Genomic DNA, 26859 nt, shown 5'->3' with positions numbered 1-26859 from the left:
CGGCATCGATCGGGGTATCGATTCGGGGTGCGAAAACTGCTGCGGCCGCTTCAGGGCAAGGACGTCGCGCTGCACGCGGCCGCGATCACCTTCTACAGCGGTATCGCGGTGGTCCCGGTGGCCCTGCTGGCGATCTGGCTGACCGGGCTGGTGGTGGGCACGGAGCGGGTACGTCACCTGACCGGACGGACCATCGCCGCGCTGCCGGACCAGATCGGCGCGCCCGGAGCGCTCGCCGCCCTGATCGACGCCGGGCTGACGCTGACGCCGACGTTCGCGCTGGCCAGCCTGCTTCCGGCGACGTTGTACGGCGAGGGCCTGCGCCGGGCCTTCGCCTCCATCGCGCGCCCCGGCGAGAAACTGGTCGGCTGGCGCGGCCGGCTGCTCTGGCTGCCGCTGCTGGCGGCGGCACCGGCCCTGCTGCTCTCGCTGCTGCTGGCCCTGCCCACCACGAGCGGCCTGTGGGTACGCGGCGGCTGGTGGTCGGTGCTGGGCGTGGTGCTGTCGTTCCTGGCGATCTGGCTGCTGCTGACCCCGGTGGTGATCTGGGTGTTCCGCTACGTCGCCCCGGGCCGCCCGCCGTGGCTCGCCACGATCCTGATCGGCTCGTTCACGGCCGCGAACCTGTCCGGGTTCCTGCACGGGGCGGTGCTGTTCAGCTCGCTGCCACTGGACCTGGGGGTGCCGTTCGGCGGCCTGACCGAGGTGGGTGGGGTGGTGGCGATCGGACTGTGGCTCTACCTGTTCCACGTGGTGCTGCTCACCGGTTTCGCGGCGACCCGGGCCGTCGAGCCGCGATTCTCGGATGATTCGACGAGGTCACCGAGCGCGATCAGGGGATAACCTCGCGAACCATGACCCCCATTCCGGACCGTGCCGACGTGGTGATCATCGGAGCCGGTCACAACGCCCTGGTCTCCGCGATCCTGCTCGCCCGCGCCGGGCTCGACGTCGTCGTGCTCGAGGCCGCGGGAGTGATCGGCGGCGCCACCCGCACCGAACACCCCTTCCCCAAGGTGCCCGGCCTCGGCCAGTCGACCGGGTCCTATCTGCTCGGGCTGATGCCGCCGGAGCTGCTGCGGACCCTCGACGTGGACATCCCCGTGCTGCGCCGCGACCCGCACTACTTCCTGCCGGGAGTCGGGGCCGGTTCGCCGTACCTCCTGTTCGGGAGTGACGGCGCGGCCAACCGGGCGCAGCTCGGCGACCGGGACGCGAAGGCCGACGAGGCGCTCGCCGTGGAGATCGGCGCGCTGCGCGCCGATCTCGCGCCGGCCTGGCTGGAGGAGCCGGCGTCGGTGGAGGAGATCGCCGACCGGCACATCCGGCCACAGCTGCAGAGCACCTTCCTCGATCTGGTACGTGGTTCGGTCGCCGACTACCTGGGGCGGTTCGGGTTCGCCAGTGAGCTGCTGGTCGCGATGTATGCGGTCACCGACGGCCTGTCCGGGCTCAACGCGGGGCCGGACGATCCCGGGACGGGGCACAACTTCCTGGTGCACAACATGTGCCGGTTGCCCGGCTCGGACGGGACCTGGCTGATCGCCGAGGGTGGCATGGGCACCGTGTCGCGGACCTTCGCCGACACGGCTCGGGCGACCGGGGCGAAGATCTTCACGGATGCCCGGGTGACGTCGGTCACCGTCGACGGCGGGGCGGCCAGTGGCGTCGTGCTCGCTGACGGGCGGTCGGTGGGAGCCCGGGTCGTTCTCGGCGGCTGTGATCCGTACCAACTGATGGGTCTTGTCCCTGATGGGGTCCTGCCCGCGGAGCTGACCCGGCGGATGGCCGCGGTGAAGCGGACCGGCAGCACTCTCAAAGTCAACCTCGCGCTGCGTGGCCTGCCGGTCTTCGACTGCCTGCCGCCCGGCGCGCCGTCGCCGTTCGGATCGACGATCCACCTGCTGCCGGGCGAGGGGTCGCCGATGGCCAACCTGCGTGGCATGTGGGCGGACGTGAAGGCGGGTGTGCTGCCGGCCGAACCGACCATCGAGTGGTATCTGCACACCACCGTCGACCCGTCGCTGCGCGACGAGGCCGGACACCATTCCTCGGCGCTGTTCGTGCAATCTGTCCCCTTCGAGCCGTCTGGCACATCGTGGGACAAAGAACTTCCGGGGTACGTGGACCGGCTGCTCGCCATCTGTGACAGGTATGCGCCCGGCACCTCGGATCTGGTGGCCGACGTGTTCCCGCTCACCCCGCCGGGGATCGAGCAGCATTTCGGCATCACCGGCGGACACATCCACCACGTCGACAACACGATCGCGTTCGACCAGCGGATGCCGTACTTCACCGGACTGGACGGGCTCTACCACGGCTCGGCCGGAGCACACCCGGCCGGCAGCGTGATCGGCGCGGCGGGCCACAACGCGGCCCGCCGCATCCTGAAGGATCTGGCCCTCTAGGCCTTCTTGGTCGCCCTGATCTTGTGGCCGACGCCGGTGAGGCAGCGGCCACTGGGCAGGTCGAACTTCCAACCGTGCAACTGGCAGGTCAGCACGTTGCCCTCGACGATGCCGAACCGGGACAGGTCGGCCTTCAGGTGGGGGCAACGTCGCTGCACGGTCCAGTCGCCGAACTCGATGTCCTCGGCGTCGACGGCCTTCTCGTGCTCGTCGTACCAGCCCTCGGCGTACTGCAGGCGCTCCTCGGACAGACACTTGAAGAACGCGTAGACGAACTCGTTGTACTGCCCGATCCGGGCCGCGGAGAAGCGGCAGGACAGGAACAGCGAGTTCACCCAGTCGCCCTCGTCGATGAAGATGAGGTGCTCGATCAGCTCCCGCTGGGTGCGGAACCGGTAGCGGACCTTCTCGTCGGCATACGCCCGGACCTGCTTGCCCGGGAAGTCCACCACGATCGACTCGACCTCGTCGCCGTCGTAGGAGACCAGGTCGAAGCGGACCGGGCCGCCGACGCCCTTGGCCATGTAGATCGACTCCTCGAGGAGCGGCTCGATCCGCTTCTTCAGCTCCTTGAGGACGTCGATCTCCGGGTGCCGCCAGGACGCCTTCTCGGCCTCGATGATCGGACGCTTGCGCTCCCGCATCTCCTCCAGGTGCGCCCGCTTGTTCGCGAAGAACTCGTCGACCGGGGTCGGGTGCGTGGTGTGCTGCCTCGTACCGCCGTCGGTCAGCTCCGTCACGCTGCCGGGCAGCTGGACGACCGCGTTGGTGCCGCCGACCTTCGCATACTCGCTCAGGAACACCGACTGATCGGGGAAGATGTTGCCCTCGTCACCGTGGATGTCGTTGAACTGCCACAGCTCGTCGTCGAGGAAACACGGCGGGCCGGCGATCGGGAAGACGAAGTCCGCCTTCAGGTCGTCGATGTAGCGCCAGGTGCGGTCGAACTGCCGCTCCCGCTTCTGCTTGCCGAACGCGGTCTTCGCGTTCTCCGGGAGCTCGTAGACCATCGGGTACCAGATGGCGCCGGAGAACTGCAGCATGTGGGCGTGCACATGACCCAACTCGTTGAACCGGGTCAGGTCGGACGGGCGGGCGTCGTTCTGGTTCAGGACGCGAACCCCGTCATACTCCACCCAGAGCGACGAGTCGCCGATCGGGCCGTCGGTCGGGCTGATCAGCGCCTGGATCATCACCTTGAGGCCGCCGTCGAGCTCGTGCACCTCGTCCGACTTGGTCCGCAGGAAGCTGGTGAAGCCCAGCGCCCGCAGCTCGTCCTCCAGCTGGGACGTCGGGTACTCCGGCAGCAGGACCGTCGCCTTCTTGCTGATGAACCTCTTCAGGTGCTCCGCGTCGAAGTGGTCCCGGTGCAGGTGGGAGACGTACAGATAGTCGACGTCACCCAGAGTTTCCCAATCCAGCTGGGAGTTGTCCGGGAACGGGAACCAGGAGGCGAAATACGCCGGGTTCACCCACGGATCGCACAGAATGCTGCCGGCAGCGGTGTCGATCCGCATGCTCGCATGGCCGGTGCCCGTGATCCGCACTTTGATCGCTCCTCTGCTAACTCCGTCTTTTGACCGCCTCGAAACTACAGCCGGGTTGCCGGGTTCCGCCCGTCGACCCCGTGACACACTGTTTGGCGGTTCAACATCGACTAGGAGGTCGCCACCGTGGCTGCGGAAGAACACCACGAGGAGGTCTACGCGCCCGACCAGCTGAAGCCCGGCAACCGCAAGCGGGCTCAGAAGGGCGCGATCATCTCGGCCGCGATCATGCTGCTCTTCTTCTGGGGCAACCAGCAGGGCAACACCGAGAAGGTGTGGCTCGCCGCGATCGCGATCGGCCTGATCGCCGTCATCATCGGTGACGCGATCCTGCGCCGCAGCGGCCTGCGCCCCAACGACCAGTAACTCCGGCTACAGCAAAAGAGGGGGCCTCGGCCCCCTCTTTTCGCATTCGCTGTATCACCGGCGGCGCAGCAGGATGTCCTTCACCTCACGCAGCGCGGCGTCGACCTCGGCCTCGAAGTAGCCGTTCGGCACCAGGCCGAACTGGAGCATGTCGAGATCGTTCTCGTTCACCGGCATCGGACCACGGCCGGTCATCGCCTGCAGGATGCCCTCGAACAGCCGGTCCACCTGCATCGGGTCGTAACCGCTGCCGAACCGGCGCGGCTGGAACGTCCGGCGCAGCTGGTCCACCCGGTACAGCTCGCCACCCGGCTCACCCAGCGGCGGACCGAGCTGGGGCTGCTGGGGCTGCTGCGGCTGGCCGTACCCACCGCCACCGCCGTAGGGCGGGCCGCTCATCGGCGCACCGGGCATCGGCGAACCGGGCATGGCCATCGGCGAACCCGGCATCGAGCCGCCGCCGGGCATCTGCTGACCGTAGCCACCACGCGGGTCACGGTCCGGCATCCGGATCTCGGCGGTCATGTCCGTCTTACCGTGCCGGCCGGCCTCGAAGCCATCGTAGCCGCCCTGGTCGTACCCACTCGGGTCGTAGCCGGGGGGCGGGCCGGGACGCTGCGGGAGCTGCGACTGCGGCGGCATCTGCTGGCCGTAGCCGGTCGGCTCGTCATACCGCCCATACGGGTCCGGGCCGGGCGGCAACTGCTGCTGCTGACGCTGTGGCATCTGCGGCGGCATCATCCGGTCGTCGCGCATCGGCGCGGGAAGCCGCTCGGTCGGCGGGGACGCCATCTGGGCCGCCGGGTTCATCCCCGGGGCGCCGGGCCCGCCGAAACCGCCGGGACCACCACGACCGGGCATCCCCTGCGGCTGCATGCCCGGACCGGGCGGGAAACCGCCCTGCCCCTGCGGGAAGCCCTGCACCTGCGGACCGGGACCGGCCGGTCCACGGTCGAAACCACCACGGTCGAAGCCCTGGCTCTGGCTCATCGCCGGCGGGCCGGACACCGAACCGGCCGTGAGGCCACTGCGCATCGAGTCACGCATCGGGTCCGGCGCGGGACGGCCACCCCGCTCCTCGAACTCGGCGAGCTGCCGCTCGACCCGGTCGAGGTGCAGGTCCACCTGCCACTCGTCATAGCCGCCGAACCGCACCCGGAAGACGACGTCGTGCACCTCCTGTGCACCGACCGGCGGGCCGACCTGCTCCCCGGCCAGGGTCGCCTCGACCCGGTCCAGGAAGGCGTCGACCTCGTCGACCTTGTAGCCACGCCGCAGCGCACGCCTTCGGAAACGCTGCCCCTGACTCGTCACAACGTCTCCCACTCCGCTCGCTGGGACCTGCGCCCAGTCACTGTGCCACCTCCGCGTCGGCTGCGGCGCCCCCTGCGCTCGCGTCCGTCAGCTCACCCGCGGCCAGCTGGCCGCACGCGCCGTCGATCTCCCGCCCCCGGGTGTCGCGAACCGTCGTCGAGACGCCGGCCTCCTGCAACCGGCGCACGAACTCACGCTCGACCGGTTTCGGGCTCGCATCCCACTTACTACCCGGTGTCGGGTTCAGTGGGATGAGATTCACATGGGCCAGCTTGCCTCTCAGAAGACGGCCGAGCAGGTCGGCACGCCAGGGCTGATCGTTTACGTCCCTGATCAGGGCGTATTCGATGGAAACCCGACGGCCGGTCTGTGCCGCGTAGTCAAACGCGGCGTCGAGCACCTCGGCCACCTTCCAACGCTGGTTGACAGGCACAAGCTCATCGCGCAGATCATCATCGGGGGCATGTAGTGACAGCGCAAGAGTCACGGAGAGCTGTTCGGCGATCAACCGCCGCATAGCGGGCACCAAACCCACCGTGGACACCGTGATGTGCCGTTGTGAGAGCCCCAGGCCCTCCGGAGCCGGGGCCGTCAGCCGCCGCACGGTCTCGATCACGCGCGGATAGTTGGCCAGCGGCTCGCCCATCCCCATGAAGACCACCCGGGACAACCGCGGAGGCGAACCGGTGACCGCGCCCGACGCGGCGACGCCGGCCAGATAGACGACCTGGTCGACGATCTCCGCCACCGACAGGTTGCGGGTCAGGCCCTGCTGGCCGGTCGCGCAGAACGGGCACGCCATGCCACACCCGGCCTGGCTGGAGACACAGGCCGTCACCCGATCGGGGTAACCCATCAGGACGCTCTCCACCAGCGCGCCGTCGTGCAGCCGCCACAGTGTCTTGCGGGTCGCCCCGTCGTCACACGCCTGCTCCCGGACCGGGGTGAGCAGCGTGGGCAGCAGATCCGCGGTCAGCTTGTCGCGTGAGCCGGCCGGGAGGTCGGTCATCTCGGCGGCGTCGCGCACCAGGCGGCCGAAGTAGTGGGTGGAGAGCTGCTTGGCCCGGAACGCGGGCTCGCCCAGGCTCGTGACCGCGCTCTTGCGCGCGGCGAGATCCATGTCGGCGAGGTGGCGCGGGGGCATGCTGGGGCGACGGCGTGTTTTCGTCGGCCCGGACGGCAGGATGTCTGGCTGATCGGGACTGATCGGGATGACCGGAAGAATCGTCATGGCGTATCCAGTCTCCCACGTCCGCCGAGTAGGTCGCCCACAGCTAGCTCGGCGTGATGATCGAGAAGAGCAGGTACGCGGTCGGGACGGCGAACAGGATCGAGTCCAGCCGGTCCATCAGGCCGCCGTGCCCGGGCAGCAGATTACTCATGTCCTTGACCTTCAGATCCCGCTTCAACATCGACTCGGCCAGATCGCCGAGGACCGCCACCACCGAGATGACCGCGCCGAACAGCAGGCCCCAGTGGACCGGGATGTCCAGCAGGAAGAAGAGCAGCGCGCTGCTGCCGATCGCGGCGGCCGTCACCGAGCCGGCGAAACCCTCCCACGACTTCTTCGGACTGATCTTCGGAGCCATCGGGTGCTTACCGAGGAAGACGCCCGCGGCGTAACCACCTGTGTCCGAGAGCACCACGGCGACCAGGGTGCAGATCACCATGAGCGGGCCGTCGTTCTCGTCCATCCGGACCAGCATCGCGGCGAAGCTCAGGAGGAACGGGCCGTACACGGCGATCAGCACGCTCGGCGTGAAGTCACGGCGCACCGCCGCGACGCCGTCGGCCAGGCGCCACAGCACGGCCGCGCCGACCGTCACGAGCAGGCCCAGGACCAGTGCGTCGGCTCCCTCATACCAGGCCAGGCCGGTCATCAGCACGCTGCCCGCGAGCAGCGGGATCAGGGGCGGGTTCGCTCCCGAGGTGGACAGCGCGCGGGCCATCTCCCAGGCGCCGATCCCGGAGGCCGCGACCAGCACCACCAGCAGTGCCATCGGCTGGATCAGCAGTGAGGCGAGAACGACCAGGCCCAGGCTCACCCCGACGGCGATGGCGGCGGGCAGGTTACGGCCGGCGCGGCCACCACCCTGCGGTTTGCGGCCACGCCCGGCCCGGCGGCGGCCCTTGCCGCCCTCCGGGCGCGCGGAGTCACTCATCGGCTCCGTCCCGGCATGCGCATGCGGTTCCTCTGACTCATGGAAGTACGGCGCCGGCACGCTCGTGTCGTCGCCGGGGATCTGCCGGGCGCGGGGATCGACGTAAGACATCAGACCTCGGGCGGGGTGGTGGGCGGGAGCACCGCCGAACGCACTGACAAAGCCTGACCCCTACCTGCTTCTCACACTTCACACTTCTCACCGGAACCGAGCAGAGCGTACTGCAAAGGTGACGCTTGAACAGCTCTCGAGATGGCGTGCAATTTAACCGCCCGTGAACCGCCCCCGGCCGAACAGCGGAGAAGCCCGGCCCCTCCGGGGAGGTGTGCCGGGCTTCTATCGATACTCAGACCTCGAGGAGCTCGGCTTCCTTGTGCTTGACCAGCTCGTCGATGACGGCCACGTAGCGGTGCGTCACGTCGTCGAGCTCCTTCTCGGCGCGCCGGCCGTCGTCCTCGCCGGTCTCGCCGTCCTTGACCAGCTTGTCGATCTGGTCCTTGGCCTTGCGGCGCACGTTACGGATCGCAACGCGCCCGTCCTCGGCCTTGCCGCGGGCCACCTTGATCATTTCGCGGCGGCGCTCCTCCGTCATCTGCGGAAGGTGGATGCGCAGCTGCGTACCCTCATTGTTGGGGTTGACCCCCAGGTCGGAGTCACGGATCGCCCGCTCGATCGGGCCCAACTGGGACGCGTCGTAGGGCTTGACGATGACCATGCGCGGCTCCGGGACGCCGACCGACGCCATCTGCGTCACCGGTGTGGGCGCGCCGTAGTAGTCGACCAGGATCTTGGAGAACATCGCGGGAGTAGCCCGGCCGGTGCGAATCGCGGCGAACTCCTCCTTGGCGTGCTCGACCGCGCTCTCCATCTTCTCCTCGGCCTCGAAGAGGGTTTCCTCGATCACCGGCTCTTCTCGCCTCCTTGCTGTCTTCGGTGGTGCGGGATGTGGGGACGTGTGGACGCGACCGTCAGTCGGCGGTGATCAGGGTGCCGATCCGCTCGCCGGCGCACGCACGCACGATGGTGTCGTCGCCCTCCGCGCCGAAGATCAGCATCGGCAGCTTGTTCTCCTGGCAGAGGCTGAAGGCGGCCTGGTCGGCCACCCGCAGACCACGCAGCAGAACCTCCTGGAAGGTGATGGATTCGAGCTTCTTGGCGCTCGGGTCGACCCGCGGGTCGGCGGTGTAGACGCCGTCGACCCCGTTCTTGCTCATCAGCACCATGTCGGCCCGGATCTCCAGCGCCCGCTGGGCGGTGACCGTGTCGGTGGAGAAGTACGGCATACCGGCGCCGGCGCCGAAGATCACGACGCGGCCCTTCTCCAGGTGCCGGATGGCACGCAGCGGAAGGTACGGCTCGGCGACCTGAGCCATCGTGATGGCGGTCTGCACGCGCGTCTCGATGCCCTCCTTCTCCAGGAAGTCCTGGAGGGCCAGGCAGTTCATCACCGTGCCGAGCATGCCCATGTAGTCGGCGCGGTTCCGGTCCATACCGCGTTTCTGGAGCTCGGCGCCGCGGAAGAAGTTGCCCCCGCCGACCACCACCGCGACCTGGATGCCGCGCCGGATGACGGTGGCGATCTGCTTGGCCAGTGACTGCACCACATCGGGCTCGACCCCGACGTCACCGCCGCCGAACACCTCGCCGGAAAGTTTGAGGACGACCCGCCGTGGGCGCATGGTCGGCAGGTTCTGATCGTCGGCCGTGGCGGACTGCTCGGTCACCATCGTCATGAGACCCGCCTTCCCTTCTCCATCTGTCAAGAGACCTTATGCGACCGGGAGGCCGGGCGCTCAATCGCGTACCCGACCTCCCGACGCATTGCTTTCGGTGCTGCCTTACTCCTGGCCGACCTCGAACCGGACGAACCGGGTGATCTCGATGCCCGCCTCGGTGGCGATCTGCTTGACCGTCTTCTTGTTGTCGACGACCGAAGCCTGCTCCAGCAGGACGAAGTCCTTGAAGAAGGAGTTCACCCGACCCTCGATGATCTTGGGCAGGGCCTGCTCCGGCTTGCCCTCCTCACGAGCGGTCTGCTCGGCCACGCGACGCTCGGTCTCGACGACCTCGGCCGGGACCTCGTCGCGGCTCAGGAACTTCGGCCGCATCGCGGTGATCTGCATGCCGATGCCGCGGGCGTCCGAGTCGGCCGCCTCGTCGTTCTTGCCGGTGTACTGCACCAGCACACCGACCTGCGGCGGCAGGTCCTGCGCCTTGCGGTGCAGGTAGACCGCGACCGTGCCGTCGACGATCGTGAAGCGGTTCACGACGATCTTCTCGCCGATCTTCGCGGCGTACTCCTCGACGGTGTCGGCGACGGTCTTGCCGTCCTCCAGCGTCGCGGCGAGCAGCGCGGCGGCGTCGGCGATCTTGTGCTGCTCACCGAACTCGACGAACCGCTGGCCCAGCGCGACGAAGTCGGGGGTCTTGGCGACGAAGTCGGTCTCGCAGTTCAGCTCGAGCAGCGCGTTGCCCGAGTGGCTGACGATGCCGTTGGCGGCGGTCCGGCCGGCCCGCTTGCCGACGTCCTTCGCACCCTTGATGCGGAGGAACTCGACGGCCTTGTCGAAGTCGCCCTCGGACTCCTCCAGCGCCTTCTTGCAGTCCATCATGCCCGCGCCGGTGAGGTCGCGGAGCTTCTTGACGTCCGCGGCGGTGTAGTTAGCCATGACTCTTCTCTCGATGGTCAGTCGGTTGACTTACTCAGCGGCGACAGCGGCCGGAGCAGCGGCGGCGGGAGCAGCGGCAGCAACGGGAGCGGCAGCCGGCTCCTCGGCCTTCTTCTCGGCACCCTCGTAGAGGTCCCGCTCCCACTCGGGCAGCGGCTCACCGGCGGCGACGGTGCCGGCCTCCGGCTTCTCGTCGGCGGTGGCACCACGGCCACGGCCGGAACGCGCGATCAGACCGTCGGCGACAGCGGCGGCGATGACCTTGGTCAGCAGCTCGGCCGACCGGATCGCGTCGTCGTTGCCCGGGATCGGGAAGTCGACCTCGTCCGGGTCACAGTTGGTGTCCAGCACGGCGATGACCGGGATGTTCAGCTTCCGGGCCTCGTCGACCGCGATGTGCTCCTTCTTGGTGTCCACGACCCAGATCGCCGACGGCGTCTTGGTCATGTCACGCAGACCACCGAGGGTCTTGGTGAGCTTGGTCTTCTCGCGGAAGAGCTGGAGGGTCTCCTTCTTGGTGTAACCGGCGGCGGTACCGCTCAGGTCACCCAGGGCCTCGAGCTCCTTCATCCGCTGAAGGCGCTTGTAAACGGTCTGGAAGTTGGTCAGCATGCCGCCGAGCCAACGGTGGTTCACGTACGGCTGGCCGACCCGCGTCGCCTGCTCGGCGATGGCCTCCTGGGCCTGCTTCTTGGTGCCGACGAAGAGGATGTGACCACCCTCGGCGACGGTGTCCCGCACGAAGCTGTACGCCTTCTCGATGTAGTCGAGGGTCTGGCGCAGGTCGATGATGTAGATGCCGTTGCGCTCGGTGAAGATGAAGCGCTTCATCTTCGGGTTCCAGCGCCGGGTCTGGTGCCCGAAGTGGACACCGCTCTCCAGCAGCTGGCGCATGGTCACTACGGCCATGGTTGTTACTCCCTGATCTTCCCTGGTTGTCACGCCCACCGGCGGTAGGCGTCCTGGCGCCCGGTCGACGGCCGCAGTCGGGCCCGACAGAATCGGGACCAGGGAGGGCCGCCGCCTCCGGCCGTCGCTGAAGATCAGCGCTCGGACCTGTAGGAGGGCGCGCGAGGTCGACCGCGCAGGCGGTCGCCGTCGACAAGCATACGCCAAGCCGCCTGGTCCCCCGGCCCGCCCTCGGTCTAGCACGACGGGCCGGGCGACGGCCGGTCGTCCACATCACCGCGGCATCCACAGGGCGTGACGCGGCGGCTCGGCATTCCTGCCACGGTGCCGGGCCATGACGACTCAGCGACGGGCGGTCGGCGCCTACGGCGAGCGGCTGGCCGCCCGGCACCTCCAGGAGATCGGTCTCACACTGCTGCGGCGCAACTGGCGCTGCTCCGAGGGCGAGATAGATCTCATCCTGCGTGACGGCGCCGACCTGGTCTTCTGCGAGGTCAAGACCCGACGCACGGCGGCCTTCGGCCCACCGGCGGCAGCTGTCGATCACCGCAAGGTGCGCCGGTTACGGCATCTGGCCTCCAGGTTCCTGACCGACGAGGGGGTACGGGCGGAGCGCCTCCGTTTCGACGTGGTGGAGGTCCTACCGCAACGCCGGGGCGCCACCCGGATCGTCCACATCCGGGACGCGTTCTGATGAGCTACGCACGGGTCCTCTGCGCCGGCCTGCTCGGTGTCGCCGGTCACCTGGTCGAGATCGAGGCGGACATCTCCAACGGGCTACCCGTCCTGCTGCTCACCGGCCTGCCGGACACCGCGCTCAACGAGGCCCGCGACCGGGTCAGGGCGGCCATCGTCAACTCCGGGTGCGAGTGGCCGAACCGGCGGATCACCGTCAACCTGCTGCCCGCCGCCCTACCGAAACACGGCAGCGGCTTCGACCTGGGCGTCGCGAGCGCCGTACTCGCCGGGGCCGGTCAGCTGCCCGCCGAGCGGCTGGACGGGGTCGCGCTCATCGGCGAGCTGGGGCTCGACGGGGCGGTCCGGCCGGTGCGGGGTGTGCTGCCGATGGTCGCCGCGGCGGCACAGGCCGGGGTCGGCCGGGTCATCGTGCCGGTGGCCAACGCCTGCGAGGCGACCGTGGTGCCGGGAGTCACGGTTCGTGCCGTCGACACGTTGCACCGGCTGGTCGCGTTCGCCCAGGGCACCGGGACCCTGCTGGATCCGCCGGTCGTACCCCCGGCGCCGCCACCGCCCGGGCCGGACCTGGCCGATCTCGCCGGACAGGAGATCGGGCGGTACGCCTTGGAGATCGCCGCCGCCGGCGGTCACCATCTCGCGCTCTTCGGACCGCCCGGAGCCGGGAAGACGATGCTCGCCGAGCGGCTCCCGTCCATCCTTCCGGAGCTCGACGACGAGGCCGCCCTCGAGGTCACCGCCCTTCAGTCGATCGCCGGGGTGCTGCCCGCCGACGGGCGTCTGGTCCGACGGCCGCCGTTCCAGGCTCCGCATCACAGCTCTTCGCTGGCGTCCCTGGTCGGGGGCGGGTCCGGGCTGATCCGGCCGGGTGCACTGTCGCTCGCCCACCGCGGGGTGCTCTTCCTGGACGAGGTGCCGGAGATGAGTCGGGCCACGTTGCAGGCGCTGCGCCAGCCGCTGGAGAGCGGGCGGGTCGTGCTGTCCCGCGCCCGTGGGACCACCGAATATCCGGCCCGCGCCCAGCTGGTCGTCGCGGCCAACCCGTGCCCGTGCGCCTCGCCCGCCGGCGACCAGGCCTGTCACTGCCCGCCCACCGTGCGGCGGCGGTATCTCGGACGGCTGTCCGGGCCGCTGCTCGACCGCATCGACATGCGGGTCAACCTGCTGCCGGTCCGGGCCGTGCAGCTGATGGAGGAGTCGGCACCGGCCGAGCCGTCCGCGGTCGTCGCGGGCCGGGTGGCCCGCGCCCGGGAATCGGCGGCCGGACGGTGGGCGGCCGGTGGGTGGCGGGTCAACGCCGACGTGCCCGGGCCGGTTCTGCGCCGGCCGCCGTGGCGGTTGCCGGGTCGGGCCACCGCCGTACTGCACAGCGCGCTGGATCGGGGGACGCTGTCGGCCCGCGGCTTCGATCGATGTCTGCGGCTCGCCTGGACGGTGGCCGACCTGGACGGGCGGGCACGGCCGTCGGAGGGCGATGTCTGCGAGGCCTACCAGCTGCGGATGGGTGAGGCGGGTGGCCGTGTCCCGAAGTGACTGCTTGCTGGGCTTCCCTTTTCCGCCGCTCCCGCGCCCTTTCGCTCCGGCCACGCGTCTTCTCGCCGCCCTCGGCGGTGTGCTTCTTCGTCTGTTGTCCGTTCTTCCCCTCGATCTTCTCCCCCTTGATCTCCTCTTCCTCCATCTCTCTTCCGTCGCCCTCTCTTCCCTTGGCGCCCTCTCTCCTGCCTTTCCCTTCCTTGGACCCCTCTCCCTTGGCCTCCCCCTCCGTGACCTCCTCTCCCTTGGTCTCCCCTTCCTTGGCTTCCCCTTCCTTGGCCTCCTCTTGCATGGCCTCCCCTTGCATGGCCTCCCCTTGCATGGCCTCCCCTCCCTTGATCGGAGCGTCCCGTGAACCTTTCGGCGTCCGCCGCCTCCCGTCCTTCTCCGTGGCATTCCACCTATACGCCTTCGTCCCCGCCGGTTTCGCCTTCTCCGCCGCCCTCTTCTCCGTTGCGTCCTCCGCCTTCCCCGTCGTTTCCCTCCCCGCCGCCAGCGCTTTCCCCTGTGCTACCGCCGCCTTCGTCGCTTTCCTCTTGGTTGCCTCCTTCTCCCGTGCTTTCTGCGCCGCTCTCTTCCTTACCTTCGGCGCCGCCGCCCTCTCCTTCGCCTTCTGCGCCGCCGCCCTCTTCCTCGCCTTCTATGCCGCCGTCCTCTCCCTTGTCTCCTGCGTCACCGCACCCTTTTGCGCCGCCGCGCCCGCCCTTGCCTCCTGCGCTGTGCTCGCCTTTGCCGTGGCTTGATCGTTTTCTTCCGCTTGATCGGAGCGTTGCGTGAGCGTCCTGCCGTCCGGCGGCGAGACAGCCCCGGGCGGTGGGCCGGAGGATCGGGCGGCGCGCGTCGCGCTCACCTGGCTGGCCGAACCCGGGAACCGGGCCGTCTGGACGCTTGTCGAGCAGGCCGGGGCGCCGGCCACCCTGGAGCAGCTACTCAGTGGGGACATTCCGGACAAGCGACTCCGGATCGCCGTCGCCGCCCGTGCGGCCGCCGGTGACGCCCGGCGGATGGCGGAGATCGCGATCCGTCGGGCCGACCGGCTCGGCGCCCGTCTGGTGGTGCCCTCCGACGAGGAGTGGCCGCGACGGATCATCGACCTGGCGACCCTGCAACTGGACAGCAGCGGCCGAATCAACAGCGACACGCGGCCGCCGCTCGGGTTCTGGGTGCGCGGGGAGTGGGCGCTCGGCGAGACGTTGGAACGGTCGGTCGCGATCGTCGGGGCACGGGCCGCCACGAACTACGGCCTTCACGTCACGGGAGAACTGGCGTCGGGGATCACCCGGATGGGGTGGACGGTGCTGTCCGGCGGGGCCTTCGGGGTCGACGCGGCGGCCCATCGTGGGGCATTGGCCGCCGGTGGCCGTACCGTGGCCGTCCTCGCCTGCGGAATCGACCGGCCCTACCCGGCCGGGAACGCCGCGCTGTTCGACCGGATCGCCGACTCCGGCCTGCTGGTCAGCGAATGGCCGATCGGCGCCGAACCGCTGCGGCACCGGTTCCTCATCCGGAACCGGGTCATCGCGGCCGCCACCGCGGGCACGGTCGTCGTCGAGGCAGCCGCACGCAGCGGCGCCGCCCAGACGATGAGCCGTGTCCTGGCGCTGCACCGGCCGGCCATGGTCGTTCCCGGACCGGTGACATCGGCGATGTCGGTCGGATGCCACGAGATCCTGCGGAACAATCCATACGCACGGGTGGTCACCAACGCCGCCGAGGTGCTCGAGGAGGTCGGCCGGATCGGCGAATACCTCGCCGAGACGCCCCGCGGACCGGAACGCCGCCACGATCACCTCGACGAGGAGACCGCGCTGGTTCTGGAGGCTCTGCCACCGAACGGTTCGGCCACCCCGGAGGAGCTCGCGGCCGCGGCCCGGCTGAGCCTGCGCACGGTGCTACGCCGGCTGTCTCTTCTCGAGATCGCGGGACTTGTCGTACGTACCCGTGATGGTGTCGCCCTGGCCCCCGCGCCGGGCCGGAACCGGCGCGATGCCGACTGATCGGACAGCGGACACCACGCCGCAGGCATGGTGTTGACCGGCCCGCCGCCGTGCGGCTCCGGGCCGGTCCAGGGTCACCGCGGTGACCTGACGAATCAGTCCTCGGACTCGTCCAGGTCTCGGCGGTGCACCTTCATCCACGCTTCGACGTCCTCCACCAGCCATACCTTGCCCTGCGCAAGGTCGGCCACCGGCTTCGGAAAGTCGGCACGGCTGGTGATCTGGTACGCCCGCTGTCGGCTTACTCCGCCCAGACGGATGCGGATCTCGTGCGCGCCCATGAGGCGGATCGGCTTCACTCCCACATGATCGACCGTAGGCGCGGGACTATTAGTCTCTGACCAAGTTGGTAGGAGACAGCTAGTCCGTGGTCAAGTAAGGTGGTCCTATGCCTAGCAGTCCCCGGCCTAGTGACCGGGTACCTCATCATCCCAACCATCGCCGCGACTGGCGGGCCCTATGGCGTCGCTGCATATGCGGGCTCAAGGCCCCCTGCATCGACCGGTTTCCGCCGCCACCGCCACCGCCCTATCCCCGGTGGGTGTTACCCGTCTCCGACCACAGAGCCCAGGGTGGCGGTCGCATTTATCGGTCCCGCTCCGCCCCGCCGGGCGCGAGTGCCCCACCCACCGTGGACGGCCCCACCCGCCCGACGAGTCCGGATGCGCACGTGGGTCGCGCCGGTCGCTTGACCCCAGCTCAGGAGCACCGCGCGAGTCAGGGCGCCCGCCGTCGAACCCGCCGCCATTGACGACCCGAGCCCAACCAACAGACCACTATCGGGGGAATTCCGTGTCGACGACACCAGAATCCGAGCACCTGCACGACCGTCCGCATTGGCGGTGTCGCGTGTGTGGCCATCCGTGGCCATGCCCGGAGGCGAAGGCCTGCCTTCTGAAGGAGTACCAGGCTTTTCCTTCACTCTTGAAGATCTATCTGTCGGCCCAGATGTACGACGCCCTGGACGACTTCACATCAGACGGCGAGACGCCCGGAAACCTGTACGAACGCTTCCTGGCCTGGACAAGACCCCGAACGCTGTCCTGACCGGGCCGCCCATCGGAGACAGGCCCGCCCACTCCTCGCCGATCCGTTCCTCACCCAGCCGTTCCTCGCCAGTCCATTCCTCACCCGCGCATTTCTCGCCAGTCCACTCTTCACCCGCGCGCTCCTCGCCCGATCAGCCGGAGCGGCCCTGATCACTCCCGGCGTGAACACACCTCACTCGAGGCTTCAACCAGCTCACTCCAGGCCGATCCGAGCTATTCGCTCAACCGGACGTCCGCCCAGAAGCAACCGCTGACGCCCCTTCTCGGCCAAGCCGGTGACACCCACTTTGCCGAACCGGCAGGACCCCGCGCCGCTGGCCGCCAGCCCAGCCCGCACCCGGCCTTTTGCGCCGACTCCTCGCCTAGCTCGCGCCGCTCCGGCCCGCACCGCTCCCACTCAGCGCTCTGGGCCGGCGCCACCCCCGAAGCCGGCCGACCATTCGCACCTCACCCAGCCGAAATCGCCCGGCCGATGCCGGGCGGCCAGTGAGGCGGGTCCCAACTTCCCTCCAGGGGTGATGCTTCCCGTCCGGGTCCGGGGTCCGGGTCGTATCGGGGTGGAGGGCGGCAAGCGCGGACGCGGGGTCGGGCGCGGCAAGCGCGGACGCGAGGCCGGGCGCGGCAAGCGCGGACGCGAGGCCGGGCGCGGCAAGCGCGGACGCGAGGGCAGGGACGCGGGGTGGGGACAGGGCCGGGTGCGGCGAGTGACGGTGCGGGCGCGGCGGGTGGGATCAGGTTCGGGTGCGGCGGGTGTGGCCTCGGTCCTTGTGCCAGGACTCGATCACCAAGTGGTCGGCCGGGGTGCCCACGTAGGTCAGGGCCACCTCGTCGATGTCCAGACGGAAGAAGGTGGCGTCGACGTGTGGGGTGTCCGGTGGGGGTGGGACCACCACGGCCCGGCCGGAGAGCTTGGCGTCGCCCGGACCGGCCGACGGGTTGTCGGCTGGGGGCTCCAGCGTGGGGCTGTGCATCGCGATGCGTGGGTCTCGGAGCAGGTCTCGCAGCTTCATCGCACCCGGCATCGAGCCGAACGTCAGGTCGCCGTCGGTGAACTGGGCCTCGGACGCGGAGATCCGGGGTGAGCCGTCGCGCCGCAGTGTGGCGATGGTCTTGTTGGTGCCCGCTTCGAAGAGAGCCCGCACGCGGGCCGCGAACTCCGGGGCGTCCTTCTCGATTTCCTCCCAGCGTGCCATGACCCCGACCCTAGACCGGGGGTATGACACAAATGCTTGACTGACGACTCTGCTGGATGGACGGTCTGAGGCGATGCGGATACGGGAACTGCACGAGCGACTGCCGATGCCCCTGCGTGCGGCGGTGGACGACTTCGGCCGGCACCTCGCGGTGGTGGAGGGACGTTCCGAGCACACCGTCCGGGCGTACGTCGGGGATGTGGTCTCGCTTCTCGATCATGCGGCGGCCGAGGGCCGGGGATCGGTCGGCGATCTGGACATCACGGTTCTCCGTGGGTGGCTCGCGGCTCGGATGGGTACCGGCGCGGCGCGGTCCTCACAGGCCCGGCGAGCGGCTGCGGCACGGGCCTTCACCGGCTGGGCCCACCGGACCGGGCTCTCGGCCGATGATCCGGGTGCCCAACTGGCCAGCCCACGGGCTCATCGCGGCCTACCCACGGTCCTGCGAGCCGACCAGGCGGCCAGCCTGATGACCCCGGCCCACCCGCCCGCATCGATCGCGCAAACCGACGAATCACCCCCGGCGCCCGGCCCAGGACGAGACGTGACCGGAACCGGAACCGGCGATGAGGACAGCCGCACCGAGGACGGGGACGGACTTGCGATTCGGGATCGCGCCGTTCTCGAGCTGCTCTATGCGACCGGAATCCGGGTCGGGGAGCTCTGTGCACTGGATCGGGCCGATGTCGATCACGCGCGGCAGGTGGTCCGGGTGTTCGGGAAGGGCGCCAAGGAACGGGCCGTTCCCTTCGGGCATCCGGCACGGCGGGCGCTCGACGCCTGGCTGCGCCTCGGCCGCCCGGGGCTGGTCAACCGGTCCAGCCGGGACGCGCTTTTCCTCGGGGTGAAGGGCGGCCGCCTGCAACCGACCGTGGTGCGCCGGATCGTCGCCGACGCCGCCCGGGCCGCCGGCCTGCCGCACACCAGCCCGCATGACCTGCGGCACTCGGCGGCCACACATCTGCTGGACGGCGGCGCCGATCTGCGGGCGGTGCAGGAGCTGCTCGGGCACAGTTCGCTGGCGAGCACTCAGATCTACACACATGTGTCGACCGAGCGGCTGCGTGCGGCCTTCAATCAGGCGCATCCACGGGCCTGACATCGTACGATCCACAGCATGAGCGCCCCGGCCGGAGCACCACCGCAACCGATCCCCGGGGCTCGGCTCCTGTTCTCGCTCGATCCGTCGGTGTCCTATCTGAACCACGGCTCGTTCGGCGCGCTCCCGATCAGCGTGCAACGTGCCCAGCAGCGCCTGCGGGACGAGATGGAGTCCAATCCGCTGCGCTTCTTCGCCGTCGGCCTGGAGGACCGGGTCGTCCACAGCCGACGTCATCTGGCGGCGTTCCTGGGCGCGGACCCGGACGGCAGCGCGCTGATCCAGAACACGACGGCCGCGGTGTCGATGATCCTCCAGTCGGTGCGGCTCGGCCCGGCCGACGAGGTGCTGTTGACCGACCATTCGTACGGCGCGGTCACGATGGCGGTCCGCGGCCGTTGCCGCCGGGCGGGGGCCAGCGCGCGGACGGTGGCGGTGCCGCTCGGCCTGCCGGCACGGGAGGTGGTGGCCCGGATCCGGGCCGCGCTGCGACCCGGCCGCACCAGGTTGCTGGTCGTCGACCAACTGGCGTCGGCGACGGCGGCCCTCTTTCCGGTACGCGAGATCGCCGCCGCCGCCCGCGAGCACGACATCCCGGTGCTGGTGGACGCCGCGCACGTGCCGGGCATGCTGCCTGTCGACGTGTCCGCGATCGGCGCCGACTTCTGGGTGGGAAACCTGCACAAGTGGGGCTGGGCACCCCGTGGCACGGCTCTGATGAACGTGGCTCCGGCCTGGCGTCGCCGCATCGAGCCACTGGTCGTGTCGTGGGCCCATGACGAGGGTTACCCGAACGCCGTCGAGTCGCAGGGCACCATCGACTACACGCCGTGGCTGGCGGCCCCGGCCGGGGTCTTCACGCTGCGGACGCTCGGGCCGGAAGCCGTCCGGCAGCACAACGAGGCGCTTGTCGCGTACGGCCAGAGGGTTGTCGGTGAGGCCCTCGGCCTCGCGCCCGCCGACCTGCCGCACCCCGGCGGACCTGGGGTGGCGATGCGTGTGGTGCCGCTGCCCGCCGGGCTGGCGACGACCGCCCCTGAGGCTCAGGCACTGCGGCAGCACATCGCCGACAAGCTGGCCACCGAGGTCGCGGTGAACGCGTGGGGCGGCCGTGGCCTGTTGCGACTGAGCGGTCAGGTCTACAACCGCCCGGAGGAGTATGACGTGTTCGCCGACCGCCTGCCCGGTTTCCTCGCCGAATACCAGCGCTGAACCACCGCACCCGGCCGGCCGGGCCGCGCGCAGGTCGGCGGCGGTCAGCGAGGATCGAGGGGCAGCAGGCGCACCCGGCCGAAGCCGAGTAACGCCAGCGGATCGAGGTAGACGTCACCGCGCCGGAGCCCCCAGTGCAGGCAGGCGGCCTGCGGGCAACCGGGATGTCCGGCCGCGACCGACCCGATCAGATCACCGGCGGCGACCAGGTCACCGGCCCGGACGGCCGCGACCACCGGCTCGTACGTGGTACGCAGCCCGCCCGCATGAAGGATGCTGACGACACCCCGCCCGGCCAGCACCCCCGCATAGACCACAGCGCCACCACCGGCGGCCCGAACCGGCGCCCCCTCGGCCACGCCCAGGTCGACGCCACGATGACCGGCCTGCCACGGCTCAGGCGGCGGATCGAACCGCCGGAGCACAGCCGGCGGCGACACCGGCCACTGATAGGACGGCACGGCCCAGAACGTAGGCAGCAGAAGCAGGACAGTGGCGAGAACAGGCATGCCGCCGAGACTGCCGGGCCGGAACCCGTGCCGCGACCGCCCCTGTGGACAACCGCCCGCTGTGGATGACCGTCAGCCGCCGAAACCTGGCTCGTCCGGCAACGAGATGTCCGGCTTCTCCAGCTCCTCGACGTTGACGTCCTTGAACGTCATCACCCGCACGTTCTTCACGAACCGAGCCGGGCGATACATGTCCCACACCCAGGCGTCGTGCATCTCGACCTCGAAATACACCTCGCCGTCGGAGTTGCGCACGTGCAGGTCGACCTGGTTGGCCAGGTAGAACCGGCGCTCGGTCTCCACCACGTAGGAGAACTGGCGGACGATGTCGCGGTACTCCCGGTAGAGCTGCAGCTCCATCTCGGTCTCGTACTTCTCGAGATCCTCTGCGCTCATCGTGTCTCGCCCTCCATGGCACTATCTTCCCCCACCGACGGCGACGGCTGAGGCTGCTCGCTCGACGCCACGCCGACGGTACCCTCAGCAGCCTCTGGAATCAGCAGCGGCTGGGTAACGGATACGTCGAACAGCGCGGGTGGCGGCTCGGCCGGGCGGCGCGCCCGCGGGGGCCGGTTGCCGCGGCCGGATGCCGCGGCGACGTTCACATACGAGAATCGGTGCTCGGAGCAGGGTCCGTGAGTGGTCAGCGCGGTGCTGTGCTCCTCGGTGATGTAACCCTTGTGCACCGCGAAACCGTAGTCCGGGAACTTCTCGTCGAGCTCGACCATCAGCCGGTCCCGGGTGACCTTGGCCAGGACACTGGCGGCGGCGACGCAGGCGGCGACCCGGTCGCCCTTCCAGACGGCGAGGCCCGGCACGCCGAGGCCGTCGACCGGGAAGCCGTCGGTCAGCACATACTCCGGGCGGACGTCGAGCGAGGCCAGCGCCCGGCGCATCGCGGCGAGGTTGCAGACGTGCAGGCCGCGGGCGTCGACCTCGGTCGGCGGGATGATCATCACGGACCACGCGAGGGCCTTGGCGACGACCTGCTCGTAAACCCGTTCCCGGGCGGCGGCGGTCAGCAGTTTCGAGTCGGCCAGGCCGGGGATCTCGCCGCGTTTGCCCTCGGGCAGGATCGCGGCGGCCGCCACCAGCGGGCCGGCGCACGCGCCACGACCGGCCTCGTCGGCGCCTGCCACATGCCGGAAGCCGCGGCGCTGCAGCGCCTGCTCCAGGGCGTAGAGCCCGGCCTCACGGCGAACGACGGTGCGCGGCGGGGCGAGCATCAGAAATCCCCGGGCGCGGAAGCAACGGCACACACGGAAGCCGGCACCGAAAATCGGGCAAAAGCAAAAATCGGTGCGGACACCGAAACCCCGGCGGAGGTACGCGTCAGGGTCGCCACCGAAACCCCAGCAGAGGTACGCGACGGGGCCGGCACCGAAACCCCAGCAGAGGTACGCGACGGGGCCGCCGCTGACAATCCGGCAGAGGTACGCGTCAGGGCCGCCATCTCAGGCGTCCTCGGTGACGGCGTCGACGGTCAGGCCGCGCAGCAGGTCGGCCAGGTCGCGCGGGAAGATCTCCTCCTGGCTGGCCTCGATCTCGGCGGCCGACCACCAGCGGTGCTCGGTGATGGTGAGGCGCTCCTCCTCATCCATCCCGGCCGTATCGACCTGCCAGTCGGGCACTCGGAGCAGGAAGAAATCCTGCTCCTGCCGATATTGCCGGCCGTCGTACGAGAACTCGGCCACCTCGTGCCGGACCGGGTCGCCCAGCCGGTCAGGTGTCGCTCGCAGCCCGGTCTCCTCGAACAGCTCGCGGCAGGCGGCGTCGACGGTCGTCTCACCCGCGTCCAGCCCACCGCCCGGCGTGAACCACCAGCGCAGCCCGGGCCGAGCCGGGTCGCCGCCGTGCAGGAGCAGCACCCGCCCGGCCAGATCGACCAGCAGGACCCGGCCGGCGCGGCGGTCAATCACCTCGGTCACGCGACCAAGCCTATTGCGCGAGTGTTACTGGCCCGCGTCGGGGATGACTTCGAACTCGTCCGGAACGGAGAGCCACGTCGCCCGGTTGACCGGCCAGAAGATCGTGAACGCCCGACCGACGACCGAGTCGATCGGCACCGTCGCCTCGTTGATCTTGCCGGCCTCGTCGGTGGCGCTGCTGTCGTTGTAGTGCTGGAGCGAGTCACCCGACGCCTCCCGGTGGTCACCCATCACCCAGAGCCGCCCGGTCGGGACGGTGATGGTGAAGTTACGGCTGGCGACCTGGTTGCGGGTGCCGTCGGACTCGACGTAGACATACGGCTCGTCGAGGGACGTCCCGTTGATCATCAGGCGGTGCTGCGGGTCGCAGCACTCGACCTTGTCGCCCGGCTGACCGATGACCCGCTTGATGAAGTCCTCACCCTCGGTGCCGGACTGCCACACCGCCGGGGCCTTGAAGACGATGATCTCGCCCCGTCGCGGCTCGCGGAAGTCGTAGACGAGCTTGTTGACCAGCACCCTGTCCCACAACTCGAGGGTGTGCTGCATCGAGGGCGACGGGATGTAGAACGTCTGCAGCACGAAGGCGCGCACCAGGACCGCGACCAGGATCGCCACGCCCAACAGGATCGGAAGCTCACGCCAGAAGGAGCCCTGGCGCTTTTCGGTCTGCTCGTCAATCACGCTCGGAGCCTACGTCGTCTCGTCCGTAACGACATGCCGGAACGCGCGGATAAAACCACACCCAACAGAAGGGGGAACACGTTTGTGGCGACAAGCGGCTCCTCCTCCCGGACCGGGACCTGATGCGGCGCGGCCGCCGACGGGTACTGCTCGGCGAACTGCTTCCAGACATCCGGCACGTCGAGGCTGGTGAACCGCTCACTGGGCCAGACGACCACGAAGGCCCGGCCGATCACGTTCTCGATGGGCACCGGCCCCTGGCAACGGGCGTCCTGGGAGACCGAACGGTGGTCACCCATCACGAACATCTGCCCCTCGGGGACGGTCACCTCGTTGAACCGCCGGCTGGTGCACTGACCGGCGATCGGCGGCTGACTCAGATCGGAGTTGAAGCCCTCGGCGATGTACGCCTCATCGATGCCCACCCCGTTGACGGTGATCCGCCCGCCGGAGTCACAGCAGGCGACCTTGTCACCCGGAAGCCCGATCACCCGTTTGATGAAGTCACGCTCCCCGGGGCGACTGACGCCGACCAGGTCGCCGACCGTCCGGCCGAGCTTGGCGAGGAAGGTGTTGCTGACCTCCTCGGTCACCTCGGGTGCCCAGTCGTCGGTCCCGCGGAACACCACGATCTCGCCGCGCAACGGGTCACGCATGTCGTAGACGACCTTGTTGACCAGCACCCGGTCCTTGATCAACAGGGTGTTCTCCATCGACCCCGAGGGGATGTAGAACGCCTGGACCAGGAAGGTCCGGATCAGCACCGCCAGACAGAACGCCACGACCAGTAGCAACGGAAGTTCCTGCCAGAGAGGCATCTCCTTCCGTACCACGCCGCGCCGGCGTCGTGCCGGCCGATAGCCTTCCATCGGATCCACGCTTCGCATCTCCCGCCGCCTACCGGCCGAACCGCCCCCGGATACAGCACTACCGCCCGAGTTTCCCGGCTAGGGAGAGTTACGGGCGGTAGGACTGGAATGGTTCACCTACAGCGCGTCCGGCACGGGCGCAAGCTTAGTGCGCTGTGGCCCGTCCCGGAAACACCGCGGAGATCAGACGGTCTGCTTCTCCCGCAGCTCCTTGATCTTCGCCTTCTTGCCGCGCAGCTCACGCAGGTAGTAGAGCTTGGCGCGACGGACGTCACCACGAGTGATGACCTCGATCCGGTCGATCGCCGGGCTGTTGAACGGGTAGGTCCGCTCGACACCGACGCCGAAGCTGATCTTGCGGATCTTGAAGGTCTCCCGCAGGCCGGAGCCGTGGCGGGCGATCACGACGCCCTGGAAGACCTGGACACGGGACCGGTTACCTTCGACGACCCGGGCGTGCACCTTGAGCGTGTCACCGGCACGGAAGTCCGGAATGTCGGTGCGCCGCGACTGGGCGTCAAGAGCGTCCAGCGTGTTCATCGCTGCATCCTCGTACTAGAGCGCACCGGGAGTCGGTACGCGAATGGGCATTCTGATCCCCCGCCACTCCAGGGGATCCTCGTGCTCAGCTCACGGTGTGGGTGAGCACGGCAACCTCATTACTTTGCCACACCGGAACCCGGGAGCTGTAATCCGGCCTCGGCGAGCGCCTTGCGATCCTTCTTGTCGAGGGACTCCGGCGGATACGCCGCATACATGTCGGGACGACGGTCGGCGGTGCGCAGCAGGCTCTGCTCGCGCCGCCAGCGGGCGATCCGGCCGTGGTCGCCGGAACGCAGCACGTCCGGCACCTCACGGCCGCGCCAGGACTGCGGCTTGGTGTAGACCGGGGCCTCCAGCAGACCGGCCGCGTGTGACTCCTCGGTGAGCGAGTCGGCGTTGCCGAGCACACCGGGCAGGAGCCGGGTGACCGCCTCCATGATCACGATGACCGCGACCTCACCGCCGAAGAGCACGTAGTCGCCGAGCGACACCTCGTGTACCGGCATCCGGTCCGCGGCGTCGTCGATCACCCGCTGGTCGATGCCCTCGTAGCGGCCACAGGCGAAGACCAGGTGGTCCAGGCCGGCGAGCCGGTGGGCGTCGGCCTGGGTGAAGGGTTTCCCGACCGGCGACGGTACGACCAGAGCCGCCCCCGGTGGCGCGACGGCATCCAGCGCCTCGCCCCAGGGTTCGGGTCGCATCACCATGCCGGGGCCGCCCCCATACGGGCTGTCGTCCACGGTCCGGTGCACGTCGTAGGTCCACTTACGCAGATCGTGCACGGTCAGATCGAGGGTCCCGGTGGTCCGCGCCTTACCGATCAGCGAGAGATCAAGGGGCGCGAAGTAATCCGGGAAGATCGAGATGATGTCGACCTTCACAGGAGAGCCTTCACAGATCCAGGAGGCCTTCCGGGAGGTCGACGACGATCCGGCCACCGCGCACGTCCACAGTCGGGACGATCGCCGTGACGAACGGGATCAGAGCCGTCCCGCCGCCCTTCTTGGCGAGCACGATCAGATCGGACGCGGGTGCGTGCTCGATCCGCTGCACAGTGCCGTGCTCGGTCCCGTCCACGGACTCCACGCGCAGCCCGATCAGCTGGTGGTCGTGGAACTCCTCCGGGTCCTCCGGCGGCGCCACATCGGCGCTGTCCACCTGGAGGAAGACGCCTTTCAGCGCCTCGGCCACGTTGCGGTCGTGGATGCCCTCGAAGACGGCGATACCGCGGCCCTGATGCCAGCGGATCGACTCGAGGACCAGTTGCTGGGGAACTTCGAAACGAGCACCGGAAGCGGGAACGGCCGCCGGGCCGGCGCTCACCCGGCGGTCCCGGGGGACCTCCGTGATGAACACCGACCCGGCGGTGAAGCGTTCCTCGGGCTCGTCGGTCCGCACGACCACCGAGACCTCGCCCCGGATGCCGTGCGGTTTACCGATCTGGCCGACGACGAGCAGCATCGATCAGTACGCGTCGACGATGTCGACCCGGATGCCACGACCGCCGATCGAGCCGATCACCTGACGCAGGGCCTTGGCCGTACGCCCACCGCGCCCGATGACCGTTCCCAGGTCCTCCGGGTGCACGCGGACCTCGAGCCGCTTGCCGCGACGCGAGTCGACCAGACGAACCCGGACGTCGTCCGGGTTGTCGACGATGCCCTTGACGAGGTGCTCCAGCGCGGGCCGGAGCGCCCCGTCAGTTCGCGTCGGCGCCGGCACCGGCCGGGTCCTCAGCCGTCTCGGCGACAGCCTCGCGGTTCGGCTCGGCGGCCTCGGCGGGCTTCGACGCCTTCTTCGGGGTGGTGGCCGGCTTGGTGTCGGTCAGACCAGCGGCGGCCTTGGCCTCCGCCTCGTAGACCTCGGCCTTGCTCTGCTTGCTCGGCGCGACCAGCAGCGGAGCCGGGGCGGGCAGACCCTTGAACTTCTGCCAGTCGCCGGTCTTCTCCAGAATGCGCTGCACCGGCTCGGACGGCTGGGCGCCGACGGACAGCCAGTACTGAACGCGCTCGGACTTCACCTCGATGACCGAGGGGTGTTCCTTCGGCTGGTAGATGCCGATGTACTCGATGGCGCGGCCGTCGCGCTTGGTGCGCGAGTCGGCGACGACGATGCGGTACTGCGGGTTGCGGATCTTGCCCATCCGCAGGAGCCGGATCTTAACGGCCACGG

31 protein-coding genes are annotated in these 26859 nt (G+C 69.4%); 10 read left to right on the top strand and 21 right to left on the bottom strand.

Features of this window, described 5'->3' with window-relative positions:
- Window positions 1–27 precede the first annotated feature (27 nt).
- A complete protein-coding gene (locus tag Q0Z83_RS49680; RefSeq protein ID WP_317790555.1) occupies window positions 28–843 on the top strand; it encodes a YhjD/YihY/BrkB family envelope integrity protein in 816 nt (271 codons plus the stop codon).
- 11 nt (window positions 844–854) lie between these two features.
- Window positions 855–2408, top strand: coding sequence for a phytoene desaturase family protein (locus Q0Z83_RS49675; RefSeq protein ID WP_317790554.1), 1554 nt, complete (start codon window positions 855–857; stop codon window positions 2406–2408).
- Here the strand turns inward: Q0Z83_RS49675 and Q0Z83_RS49670 are convergent.
- Entirely contained in the window at window positions 2405–3955 is a 1551-nt protein-coding gene (locus Q0Z83_RS49670; RefSeq protein WP_317790553.1) for a Rieske 2Fe-2S domain-containing protein, read from the bottom strand. The two genes, Q0Z83_RS49675 and Q0Z83_RS49670, sit on opposite strands and share 4 nt — an antisense overlap.
- Window positions 3956–4081: 126 nt before the next feature.
- On the opposite strand from Q0Z83_RS49670, the gene Q0Z83_RS49665 reads away from it, so the two are divergent.
- Complete coding sequence (locus Q0Z83_RS49665; RefSeq protein ID WP_317790552.1) at window positions 4082–4321, top strand: DUF2631 domain-containing protein; 240 nt, start codon at window positions 4082–4084, stop codon at window positions 4319–4321.
- Window positions 4322–4375: 54 nt separating this feature from the next.
- Here the strand turns inward: Q0Z83_RS49665 and Q0Z83_RS49660 are convergent, their stop codons facing one another.
- The 7 genes from Q0Z83_RS49660 to rpsB all read right to left on the bottom strand — a co-directional run bounded on the left by Q0Z83_RS49660 (window position 4376) and on the right by rpsB (window position 11375).
- Window positions 4376–5635: a DivIVA domain-containing protein gene (locus Q0Z83_RS49660; RefSeq protein WP_317790551.1), complete on the bottom strand. Its 1260-nt coding sequence runs from the start codon at window positions 5633–5635 to the stop codon at window positions 4376–4378.
- A 37-nt stretch (window positions 5636–5672) separates the two neighbouring features.
- The gene (gene rlmN / locus Q0Z83_RS49655) at window positions 5673–6866 is read right to left on the bottom strand and encodes a 23S rRNA (adenine(2503)-C(2))-methyltransferase RlmN (protein ID WP_317790550.1); all 1194 of its coding nucleotides are present in this window, start codon (window positions 6864–6866) and stop codon (window positions 5673–5675) included.
- Between the two features lie 43 nt (window positions 6867–6909).
- Entirely contained in the window at window positions 6910–7908 is a 999-nt protein-coding gene (locus Q0Z83_RS49650) for a phosphatidate cytidylyltransferase (RefSeq protein ID WP_317790549.1), read from the bottom strand.
- 235 nt (window positions 7909–8143) lie between these two features.
- Window positions 8144–8701 carry a ribosome recycling factor gene (frr, locus tag Q0Z83_RS49645; protein WP_317790548.1) on the bottom strand — a complete coding sequence of 186 codons (558 nt, stop codon included), beginning with the start codon at window positions 8699–8701 and terminating at the stop codon, window positions 8144–8146.
- 64 nt (window positions 8702–8765) lie between these two features.
- Window positions 8766–9476, bottom strand: a complete 711-nt coding sequence (gene pyrH, locus Q0Z83_RS49640; protein WP_317797342.1) for a UMP kinase — start codon at window positions 9474–9476, stop codon at window positions 8766–8768.
- Between the two features lie 159 nt (window positions 9477–9635).
- Window positions 9636–10466, bottom strand: a complete 831-nt coding sequence (gene tsf, locus Q0Z83_RS49635; protein WP_317790547.1) for a translation elongation factor Ts — start codon at window positions 10464–10466, stop codon at window positions 9636–9638.
- 30 nt (window positions 10467–10496) lie between these two features.
- On the bottom strand, window positions 10497–11375 hold the full coding sequence (gene rpsB, locus Q0Z83_RS49630) for a 30S ribosomal protein S2 (RefSeq protein WP_317790546.1): 879 nt from the start codon (window positions 11373–11375) through the stop codon (window positions 10497–10499).
- A gap of 334 nt (window positions 11376–11709) precedes the next feature.
- On the opposite strand from rpsB, the gene Q0Z83_RS49625 reads away from it, so the two are divergent.
- The 4 genes from Q0Z83_RS49625 to Q0Z83_RS49610 all read left to right on the top strand — a co-directional run bounded on the left by Q0Z83_RS49625 (window position 11710) and on the right by Q0Z83_RS49610 (window position 15601).
- On the top strand, window positions 11710–12069 hold the full coding sequence (locus Q0Z83_RS49625; RefSeq protein ID WP_317790545.1) for a YraN family protein: 360 nt from the start codon (window positions 11710–11712) through the stop codon (window positions 12067–12069).
- On the top strand, window positions 12069–13604 hold the full coding sequence (locus Q0Z83_RS49620) for a YifB family Mg chelatase-like AAA ATPase (protein ID WP_317790544.1): 1536 nt from the start codon (window positions 12069–12071) through the stop codon (window positions 13602–13604). Before Q0Z83_RS49625 ends, Q0Z83_RS49620 begins: the two co-directional genes overlap by 1 nt.
- A 389-nt stretch (window positions 13605–13993) precedes the next feature.
- The gene (locus Q0Z83_RS49615) at window positions 13994–14347 is read left to right on the top strand and encodes a hypothetical protein (RefSeq protein WP_317790543.1); all 354 of its coding nucleotides are present in this window, start codon (window positions 13994–13996) and stop codon (window positions 14345–14347) included.
- 30 nt (window positions 14348–14377) lie between these two features.
- The gene (locus Q0Z83_RS49610) at window positions 14378–15601 is read left to right on the top strand and encodes a DNA-processing protein DprA (RefSeq protein ID WP_317790542.1); all 1224 of its coding nucleotides are present in this window, start codon (window positions 14378–14380) and stop codon (window positions 15599–15601) included.
- A 95-nt stretch (window positions 15602–15696) separates the two neighbouring features.
- On the opposite strand, the gene Q0Z83_RS49605 is transcribed toward Q0Z83_RS49610, so the two are convergent.
- The gene (locus Q0Z83_RS49605) at window positions 15697–15882 is read right to left on the bottom strand and encodes a DNA-binding protein (RefSeq protein WP_109591457.1); all 186 of its coding nucleotides are present in this window, start codon (window positions 15880–15882) and stop codon (window positions 15697–15699) included.
- Window positions 15883–16525: 643 nt separating this feature from the next.
- Between Q0Z83_RS49605 and Q0Z83_RS49600 the strand changes: the two genes are divergently transcribed.
- Window positions 16526–16648 carry a hypothetical protein gene (locus Q0Z83_RS49600; protein ID WP_317790541.1) on the top strand — a complete coding sequence of 41 codons (123 nt, stop codon included), beginning with the start codon at window positions 16526–16528 and terminating at the stop codon, window positions 16646–16648.
- Between the two features lie 733 nt (window positions 16649–17381).
- Here Q0Z83_RS49600 and Q0Z83_RS49595 read toward each other — a convergent pair.
- Window positions 17382–17843: a pyridoxamine 5'-phosphate oxidase family protein gene (locus Q0Z83_RS49595; RefSeq protein WP_317790540.1), complete on the bottom strand. Its 462-nt coding sequence runs from the start codon at window positions 17841–17843 to the stop codon at window positions 17382–17384.
- 73 nt (window positions 17844–17916) lie between these two features.
- On the opposite strand from Q0Z83_RS49595, the gene Q0Z83_RS49590 reads away from it, so the two are divergent.
- Entirely contained in the window at window positions 17917–18942 is a 1026-nt protein-coding gene (locus tag Q0Z83_RS49590; RefSeq protein WP_317790539.1) for a tyrosine recombinase XerC, read from the top strand.
- A gap of 18 nt (window positions 18943–18960) precedes the next feature.
- Complete coding sequence (locus Q0Z83_RS49585) at window positions 18961–20154, top strand: aminotransferase class V-fold PLP-dependent enzyme (protein ID WP_317790538.1); 1194 nt, start codon at window positions 18961–18963, stop codon at window positions 20152–20154.
- A 44-nt stretch (window positions 20155–20198) separates the two neighbouring features.
- On the opposite strand, the gene Q0Z83_RS49580 is transcribed toward Q0Z83_RS49585, so the two are convergent.
- The 11 genes from Q0Z83_RS49580 to rpsP all read right to left on the bottom strand — a co-directional run bounded on the left by Q0Z83_RS49580 (window position 20199) and on the right by rpsP (window position 26857).
- Window positions 20199–20663 (bottom strand): M23 family metallopeptidase, encoded by a 465-nt coding sequence (locus Q0Z83_RS49580; protein WP_317790537.1) that lies wholly within the window; start codon window positions 20661–20663, stop codon window positions 20199–20201.
- A 72-nt stretch (window positions 20664–20735) separates the two neighbouring features.
- Window positions 20736–21059 carry a DUF2469 domain-containing protein gene (locus Q0Z83_RS49575; RefSeq protein WP_067505225.1) on the bottom strand — a complete coding sequence of 108 codons (324 nt, stop codon included), beginning with the start codon at window positions 21057–21059 and terminating at the stop codon, window positions 20736–20738.
- A complete protein-coding gene (locus Q0Z83_RS49570; protein WP_317790536.1) occupies window positions 21056–21889 on the bottom strand; it encodes a ribonuclease HII in 834 nt (277 codons plus the stop codon). The genes Q0Z83_RS49575 and Q0Z83_RS49570 overlap by 4 nt, the downstream gene beginning before the upstream one ends.
- 228 nt (window positions 21890–22117) lie before the next feature.
- Entirely contained in the window at window positions 22118–22591 is a 474-nt protein-coding gene (locus Q0Z83_RS49565; RefSeq protein WP_317790535.1) for an NUDIX hydrolase, read from the bottom strand.
- 24 nt (window positions 22592–22615) lie between these two features.
- A complete protein-coding gene (gene lepB / locus Q0Z83_RS49560; protein WP_317790534.1) occupies window positions 22616–23275 on the bottom strand; it encodes a signal peptidase I in 660 nt (219 codons plus the stop codon).
- A complete protein-coding gene (lepB, locus tag Q0Z83_RS49555) occupies window positions 23272–24162 on the bottom strand; it encodes a signal peptidase I (RefSeq protein ID WP_317790533.1) in 891 nt (296 codons plus the stop codon). The genes lepB (Q0Z83_RS49560) and lepB (Q0Z83_RS49555) overlap by 4 nt, the downstream gene beginning before the upstream one ends.
- Window positions 24163–24327: 165 nt before the next feature.
- Entirely contained in the window at window positions 24328–24684 is a 357-nt protein-coding gene (gene rplS / locus Q0Z83_RS49550) for a 50S ribosomal protein L19 (RefSeq protein WP_317790532.1), read from the bottom strand.
- A 119-nt stretch (window positions 24685–24803) separates the two neighbouring features.
- Complete coding sequence (trmD, locus tag Q0Z83_RS49545; protein WP_317790531.1) at window positions 24804–25568, bottom strand: tRNA (guanosine(37)-N1)-methyltransferase TrmD; 765 nt, start codon at window positions 25566–25568, stop codon at window positions 24804–24806.
- A 10-nt stretch (window positions 25569–25578) separates the two neighbouring features.
- A complete protein-coding gene (gene rimM, locus Q0Z83_RS49540) occupies window positions 25579–26145 on the bottom strand; it encodes a ribosome maturation factor RimM (protein ID WP_317797341.1) in 567 nt (188 codons plus the stop codon).
- A 6-nt stretch (window positions 26146–26151) separates the two neighbouring features.
- The gene (locus tag Q0Z83_RS49535) at window positions 26152–26409 is read right to left on the bottom strand and encodes an RNA-binding protein (RefSeq protein ID WP_023561857.1); all 258 of its coding nucleotides are present in this window, start codon (window positions 26407–26409) and stop codon (window positions 26152–26154) included.
- The gene (gene rpsP, locus Q0Z83_RS49530; protein ID WP_317790530.1) at window positions 26387–26857 is read right to left on the bottom strand and encodes a 30S ribosomal protein S16; all 471 of its coding nucleotides are present in this window, start codon (window positions 26855–26857) and stop codon (window positions 26387–26389) included. The genes Q0Z83_RS49535 and rpsP overlap by 23 nt, the downstream gene beginning before the upstream one ends.
- Between the last annotated feature and the right edge of the window lie 2 nt (window positions 26858–26859).

Source organism: Actinoplanes sichuanensis (genome assembly GCF_033097365.1).
In the GTDB taxonomy this organism is placed as follows: domain Bacteria; phylum Actinomycetota; class Actinomycetes; order Mycobacteriales; family Micromonosporaceae; genus Actinoplanes; species Actinoplanes sichuanensis.
This window is presented reverse-complemented; position numbering and strand designations above follow the sequence as displayed.